This window comes from uncultured Fretibacterium sp. (assembly GCF_938030725.1).
Lineage (GTDB): Bacteria > Synergistota > Synergistia > Synergistales > Aminobacteriaceae > Fretibacterium.
Window position 1 is genome coordinate 1 of the sequence record NZ_CALHIQ010000181.1, and the last position, 7,897, is coordinate 7,897.

Below are 7,897 nucleotides of genomic sequence, written 5' to 3' on the forward strand. Positions count from 1 at the left end.
TAGCTGCGGTTGTTGAAAATCAGGCTTTCCTTTTCAATAGGAACGCAGCTGCAAGGGCCAGCGCCAATCCGCTGACACCCGCGTCGCCCCTGAAGGGACTAGCTGCGTCTATCCAAGGTTATGCCTTTTTCCTCAAGAGCAACGCTCCTACAAAAGCCAACATAAGTCCGCTGACACCCGCGTCGCACCCGCCGCCGGAGCCGCTCTTGGAGTCTCCGGGGTTATCGGGCTGCCCGGGATTACCGGGGTTGCCGGGCTGCCCGGGGTTGCCGCCCGGCTTGGCGATATCCTTCAGCTTCTTGTTCACCATGATCGTATGGACCTTGCCGTCGTCCGTCGCCACAAGCACTTTCTCGATCGCCGCCCTGCCCGAGTCGATATCGGCCTTCGTGGTCCTGCACGTCAGCCTCAGCCTGTAGGTTCTGGCGGTCGCGTTGACCGTGGGGACGGAGGACGTCACGACGACCTTGCCGCCGGCGTCCAGCAGCTCAGCCTTCGGCTTCTCCTTCATCCCGGAGGCGACCACATCCAGGGACTTCGGCGTCCCATCGAGCCTCAGCGTCGCCGTGAGCTGGACGGTCACATTCCCCTGAGCGTCCGGCTCGCCGATGGCCGTTGTCTCCCAGCTGCTCGGATCGATGCTCGGGGCCGCGGGCGTACCGGGTGTACCGGGCGTACCACCGCCACCACCACCGCCACCACCCGGCGTGGTGCGCTCCAGCGGGACGTCGACAAAGCCCTGGAATTTTCCTCCTTCTTTGTTTGTGGCTTTCACCCTCAGCGTCCCGCTCGTGAAACCGGACGGCAGAATGACCTCAAAAACCGCGCCCTTCTCAGAGCCAGTCCTAGGGGTCTTATAAGCGGAATCATTCTCCGGCCTATCTCCCAGGATCATATCGGCGTTCCAGTTATCCACTTTCACGTCACCCGAGACCTTGACGTTCACGGTACACTTGTTCTCCGAGTAACTCGCCTCCGCCACCAGATCGGGGACGGAGATGGTCTTCAGCGCGGTGAGGACCAGTTTTGTTTTGGTTCCTTCCAGCCGCTCCCACTTCCATTTCCAGTAGCCATTACTATCCACATCTGGGTCACCTGAGATCACTTTACCATCACTCAGGTTCGTCTCATTGACCTCCAGCAGCGTGAGCGTATCGCCTGCCTCCAGGCCGTGTCTCCAGACACCGGTAGCCTTCACTCTCAGGTTAGAATTATTGATGTCGACCTTCCCTACGGTCAGGACCGGGTCGCCCTCGAAGGACTCCGCATCGATCGTCGGGTTAACAGAAGGAGAATCCGCCTTCAGGATCAGGTTCGGGTACGCTCCGTAAGGCAGGTACAGGGTGCCGCCGCCGAGCGTCACCTCGACGTTTCCGGAGAGCAGCCCCGCGTTTCCCACCCTGAAATCGGTAGTCGTATTCCCCATCTTCACGTTCCAATTCTTGCCCGGCGTTCCGTCCTTGATGGTCAATACACCGCTAAAAAAGCCCCTGCCCCCCATCAGCTCGAGGTCAAGGGCAGCGCCACCGGCAAGCATCAGCTTTTCGACCTTGACGAAAAGATCTCTATAGGAAACGACAAGGGGGGTCGTCCTCACGAACTCCAGCGTGCCGATGGTGTTCTCCCCAGCGAACTGCAACTTGGCGGGTTCTGTCGTGGAGCCTCTGATATCGAGGTGGTTCACAAAGACTCTTTCCTCAAATTTCAAGGTAGGGGCGCCGCCGGACTTCCCGTTGAACACGACGCTCGCCACATCTTTACTCAGGGTGGCCATTTGGCCGGCCGCCACATCCAGGCTCAGAGTCCCCTTATCGATCTCGGCGTCGAGCACAAAAGGACTCGTGGGATTGATGACGGTCAGGGTCTTGCCGTTGGCCGTGATCTTGCTGCCCTCGGCCGTTTTCAGATCCTTGAGCGTCAGGTTCCCGTTCAGCACGAGCTGACCTTTATCCTTCAGGTCCACCGCGCCGTCCGGCGCGGTTTTGCTTCCGTTTCCGATCGCTCTCCCCTGCCCCACCGTCAGGACGCCCTCGGTGACCTCCACGCGCTTAACGGCCGCCGGAAGGTTATACCCCAACGTCAGGTTGCCCTTCGTGACCGTCACCGCGGGGCCTGTTAGGTCCGGCAGGGTGTCCACGACGTTCAGCGTGCTGCCGTCCTTGATCTCCAAACCGGTGGCCGTCGTCAATGGAAGATTCACATTCAGCGTTCCGCCGCCGGAGAGGGTCAGGGAGCCGGCGCCTTTTATGTTGCCCGGGGCCTTTCTCTTCAGGGTCAGCGCCTTGTCAGGGTTGACGGCAATGTGCGTGGCAGTGGTAAACGCCAGCCCATCTGCAGCATTGACCTCCACGGTCGCGTCGCCCGATGCGTGAAGCGCGCCGCCGGCAGCGAGGGTCAGCTTCCCCGTGCCTTCAATGGATAAGGTCGCCCCCTGGCCGAGCGACACGACCTTTGCCGTCGCAGTAGCATCATTAACGCTCACCACAGCGCCTTCGATGATTGCCGTATCACCGTCTGCCGGTACGCCATTGTCCCAGTTACCCGCCACACTCCACTTATTGTCTGTCGCGCCCGTCCATTTCTTTTCCGCCGCCAGCGCGGTCCCGGCGAGCCCCAGGGCAAAGATCGCCGCCAGCGCCGCCGCGCACAAAAACCTCCTGCTCAAAACCATCCTCTCATCCTCCTCAAAAACTCACAAACTCACAAACTCACCCAAAATATCTGCCATTGCAGACCCAACCCTGAGACGGAGTCCAATCCCTCCGCCCGCTCTATTCAGACGTTGGGATAAGGCTCGGGGCCTTCCATCCCCCATCGATCCTCGTCCTGTCCGGACAGTAGATGCGCAGGAACAGGTGGAACCCGCCCTGCCCCGTGGGCAGCCAGTTGGCCTTGAGAGGGTCCTCGCCCTTTGGAGCCTCGGGCTGGAGCAGCAGTTCCAAGGAGCCGTCCGCATTGTACGTGACAGGAGTGCGGTCGTTGATGCAGTAGCGGTTCAACGGGTTTGCAATCAAGAAGTCGTCGTCGCCGTAGGCCGTTACCGACCAGAACCCGCCCTCCTGCACCGGCGGCAGCGCCCCCTTCTCGAAGCGCACCTTATAGCGCGTCCCCGCCTTCAGGTCCCGTCCCGACGAGTCCTTGTTCGTGCTGGCGTATATGGCGGCCGAGACCGGGTTGGCCCCCAGCCCCCGCCAGGCGACCATCGCGCGGTAGTCGTACTCCGTCCCGAACTCGGCGATCGGCGCACCGAGGTACTGCCATGGCCCCCAATGCACGAGGAACTTCTGGCTGTTTGCGATGACCCGCGCCTGGACCCTCTTGATCATCGCCCGCCACGCCACGTCCCGTCCCTGCGCGTCCGCCCCCAGCACCGCGGGATCAAAGCTGAGACCGGGCCCTACGCCCAGCACACGAAGTTTATTCAAGAGGGGCTCATCCCCGGAAAGCGGAGGGTTGTCCCGCATCAGGGCGTTGGCCTCGCCGAAGAATTGCTCGGGCGTCATCCTCAAAACGTAGTCCACGGGAACCACGTTATCGTACCGGGGATCGTGGGTCCCCTTTGGGGGGACATAGTCTCCGCCCCGGAGATAGTCGGCCAGCGGCAGCAGCCTCATCCGCTTCTGAAGGGTCCGGACGTTTTCCAGGTCGTCCTCGCCCCTGCACAGGGTGCGCCCGATGATCCAGCCGAGGTTCCCGGAGAGGCGAAAGGGCGTCATCCCCGCCGGGACGGTCGTTTTGTCGTCCGACCGCATCAGCAGACAAACCTGCTCCCCGGACGTGCCCTCCCTGCCCCCCGTGCCGGCAATCCCCACGCTGTTCGTCCAGGCGTCCAGGAACTGCGCCGAGCAGTAACGGTCTGCGGCCGGCTTGACGAACACCAGAGGGCCGCCCTTCAAGTCGATGAACGCCTGAGAATAGAGCGTATCGACGTTCGGCGTGACGACGTCCTTGAAGTCCGGCCCAGCCAACCTCTGCGCGTGGCGCAGCTGGTTCACGGGCACCTTTGCGGAGGTGGCCTCGACGACGTTCGTCGCCACCCTCTGGGATACGGACATCATGACCAGCGGATAGCAGTAGACGTAGGCGTCGTCGAGCGTCGCCGCAGAGCCGGACTCGTGCCTGTCGCCTCCGCCGCCGCACCCACCCAGGACGACCAGCAGCAGGGCTATGGCTGCGGTGAGGGGCAAAACGCCCCCGCCGCTCTTTCCTCTCCCTTTACTCACGAACACGATCTTCTCTCCCCTTTCGACGGACGCCGAGACCCGGGGCCCCGCGTCATTCGATGTCGACCCCCATGTCCCGGAAGATCTCCAGCACCTCGTCAAGGCTGTGATAGCCAACCTCCTGACGAACGACATCGCCGTTGTCGTCCAGAAAGAGGAGGGCGGGGAGGTAGGTCACGTTGTACTCCTTAACGAGCTCGGGATACTCGTCCACGTCCACCGCTTCCGCTGCCAGCCTGCCCTCATACCGGTCATTGATCGCATCCAAAACTTTGGACATCTGTTTGCAGGCCGGTCAACCGGCCCCGGACAGGGATACCAGAGTCGGCAAGTCCTTTCCCTCGGCATGAACGGGACAAAAAATGAAAGCCAAAAAAAGGAAAATCGACACAAGCACCGTTCTCATTACCGAACCCTTCCTTTCGCTTCTAAAGAATGTGTTCCTTTCGCTTTCAGCAGGAATACCGCAGCAAGAACCAGCGCTAACCCGCCCCATCCCGCGTCGCCCCTAAAGGGACTAGCTGCGGTTGTTGAAAATCAGGCTTTCCTTTTCAATAGGAACGCAGCTGCAAGAGCCAGTGTCCATCCACTGACACCCGCGTCGCCTGCTGCGCCGAACAGCAACAACTGTGTTGCCGTTCGGCATAAGCGGACCGAAGGTTTACGGCTTGCCGTACCGACACGCCCCGCGAGGCTAACGCCTCACGGAAGGCGGTCGTCTGCTGCGCCGAACAGCAACAACTGTGTTGCCGTTCGGCATAAGCGACCGACACGCCCCGCGAGGCTAACGCCTCACGGAAGGCGGTCGTCTGCTTAACGGACTAGCTGCGGTTGTACGAGGTTATACTTTTCTCCTCAGCAGGAACGCTCCAACGAGAGCCAAGGCCAATCCGCTGACACCCGCGTCGCATCCGCCGCCGTGCCTCCTGCCGCCGGGCGTGGAGGGATCCGTCGGGTCGTTCGTGTCCCCGCGGGGCCAGTGGAGGCTCACGCCCTTGTCCCCGACGAGATCGACGGCCAGGGTCCCCTCGCGCATCCTGCCCGGCGACACGATGAACGAGAGGCTGCGCTCCGTGTTCGGGAAGATCGCCGGGATGGTCCGCGTCACAACGCGGCTCTCGCTGCCGTCGCCCTTGACCCGGCTCACCGTCAGGCGCAGGTTCGTCAGCGTCTCGGAGCCGCTGTACCGAATGGTGGCATGGGCGCGGAAGTCCCCGGTCTGTTTCAGGAGCTCCGCGCGGAACTCCGGAAGCGTCAGCTCGGCCCGCGTGTCGTCCGACCGGATGGGCTTGAAGGTCATGCTGAAGTCGCCCTCCTTCGCGGCCGCACGGGCCGCCTGGGCGGACACGATCGCCAGCCCCGCGGCGGCCTTCGGCTCCTCGGCCAGCACGGCGATCGGATAGCGGCCGACGTTGTTGCCGCCCGGATCGTTCTTGTAGTCCCATTCCTCGTGGAGCTCGTCGAGTTTGTTGTCCGGGTCCACCACAAAGTGCAGGTCATAGTTGCCGGGGTCGAGGTCGCTCGGAACGGTCCACGCGAACGAAGCGGTCGCCTTGTTGGCCTCCGCACCCTGCGTCCAGCCTCCAAGCCGAACGGTCTGCCGGTCCAGCGTCCGCAGGTCCGTGTCCCCGCCCCCAGTGCGCAGCCGCATCTCGACCTCGACGTCGCCCGCGTCCTTGAAGCTGGCGTTGTAGAGCGGGATCTGGATTTTGTACTGTCTGCCGCGGACGAGGGCCGATGTCGTCGATTTCTGAACATCCTCGTCCCGGAACCCGATCCCGCGCACCTGCGTCGCCGAAATGCGGTCCTCGTTGGCGGACCACACCACCCGGGTCGTGCCGCTCTCGGACAACTGGACGCGGCGGTTGTAGCGCGCCGGCAGGACGAGCGCGGGGTCGGGCTTGTCCGCGTAGAGGCTGCCCGGCGTGTTCCGCCAGACCAGCGCGTTGCTGTCGGCCAGGTCCACCCCGAAGGCCACCTTCATCACGCCGGCGGCGTCGGCGTAGAGCTGGGTCTTGAGGAGGTGCTTGATGTAACTGGAGTTGAACCCGAGCTGCGCGTTGTTGAGGGTCACGGTGAACTTCTCGGACTCCTGGTAGGTCTTGGTGAAGGTCTCGGTGTTCGTCAGCTCGTTGGAATAGCCGACCGTGCTCGTGACCCCGACGCTGAAGATCTTCGGCGCGCCGAGCGAGACGTTGAGCGAGCCGTTCACCGCCTTCTTCGACTTGGTGGTGAGACCGGACACGTCGGTCGTCACCTGAGAGACCGCGAGGTCCAGCACCGTCCTGCCGCCGACGGTCGAGTTCAGCCTCTTCGACAGCTCCTGCTGCAGTTCGCCGTAATACGGGGTGTTCTCGACCTCCGTCGGATACGAGAAGAGGTTGCCCTCCTCGTGGATGGGGTTGTAGTCATCGAACTGCGCACTCTGGCCGGCGTCGCCCTGGACGATCGTCGGCGCGTCGCAGAGCGAGAAGGTCATGAACCGCTCCCCGTTGAGCTTCTCCCCCTCTCCCAGCGGCGCGTCCGGAGCCTGAGGCCCGGGGCCGAGGACCGGGTAGCGCCACACGTGCCGGTCGGTCTTGTACAGGACGACGTTGTCCGATCCGTCCGTGACGCTGGTGATGGTCGTCGCGACCGTCGCCTGGGAGCTGTTGGCCTTGCTCTCGACCCTGGCCGACGTGTTCTTGTAGCCGCCCGAGGCGTTGGCGCCGATCAGCTTGTACCGCCCTCCGACGGAGGCATTGACCCCCCACTCCAGCGCGCTGGTCGCGCTGAACGACGTGTCGGCCTTGCTGCTCTCGGTCTGGCTCTTCGAGTACGCGACGGACGAGCCCATCCAGGACAGGTTCATCACGGACTTCCGCTCCGGCCGGACGCCGTTGACCTCGAACGGGGCCTGGACGTAGTCCACGTGGTAGGGGGGCGTCTGGATCTCCGCGACGTAGCTGCGCTCGTTGGCGAAGACCAGGTGCGTCGGTTCGCCCAGGGCTACGGACTCGCCGTAGAAGTCGCCGGGCAGGAGCGCCACGGCGCGCCCCGCGCTGCCTTGTGTGTAAGGAACGGACGAGGAAAGGCCCGTGAGGTTGCCGCCCGAGATCTCGGGCGACAGGTACCACAGCTTGTCGCCGGTGAAGTAATAGGACGAAAAATGGCCGAGTCTATCGTCGCCCTGCGAGAGCGAGAAGAACACCTTTCGGGACGGGGCCCCCCGCTCGGACGTCCCTTCCAGGGGAACGAGCGCAAGCGACGCGCTGCGGAGCAGGTAGCTGGTCTCCGCCCTGGAATAAATGCTGACCCCACCGTATCCGGCGAGGTCCTGTCCCGTTTTGCACCAGAACTTACGCGCGGGCTTCAGGGCGCCGTCCGTCCCCCACACCGAGACCTGCAGCTGCCCGCCGCTGCTCCCGTACTTCGCGGACAGGAAGACGATCTCGTCCTTCCCGTCACCGTCCAGGTCGCCGGCCTCAGCGATCATCCCGTAGTGCGGGACGTACACCAGCGTAAACGACGTGCCGCCCACCCGCTGATCGTCGTCATCCAGCCGCGTCTCGGAGTCGCTGAACCCGGAACCGTTCCACCCGTATGTCCGAACGGTTGGATAGGCGTCTCTCTTTTTCCATTTGTCGGCGTAGACCGCCGCGAGCTCCGTCTTCCCGTCGCCGTTGAAGTCCCCG

At 63.2% G+C, this 7,897-nt stretch carries 4 protein-coding genes; all 4 read right to left on the reverse strand.

Going from position 1 to position 7,897, the window contains the following annotated elements:
- Window positions 1–118: 118 nt before the first annotated feature.
- Window positions 119–2,671, reverse strand: a complete 2,553-nt coding sequence (locus Q0629_RS09915; protein WP_298782016.1) for a DUF748 domain-containing protein — start codon at window positions 2,669–2,671, stop codon at window positions 119–121.
- Window positions 2,672–2,771: 100 nt separating this feature from the next.
- Window positions 2,772–4,223 (reverse strand): DUF1254 domain-containing protein, encoded by a 1,452-nt coding sequence (locus tag Q0629_RS09920; protein WP_298782018.1) that lies wholly within the window; start codon window positions 4,221–4,223, stop codon window positions 2,772–2,774.
- 52 nt (window positions 4,224–4,275) lie between these two features.
- Window positions 4,276–4,503, reverse strand: a complete 228-nt coding sequence (locus tag Q0629_RS09925) for a thioredoxin family protein (protein ID WP_298782019.1) — start codon at window positions 4,501–4,503, stop codon at window positions 4,276–4,278.
- 561 nt (window positions 4,504–5,064) lie between these two features.
- A partial coding sequence (locus Q0629_RS09930; RefSeq protein ID WP_298782021.1) for a hypothetical protein occupies window positions 5,065–7,897 on the reverse strand: 2,833 nt, incomplete at its 5' end.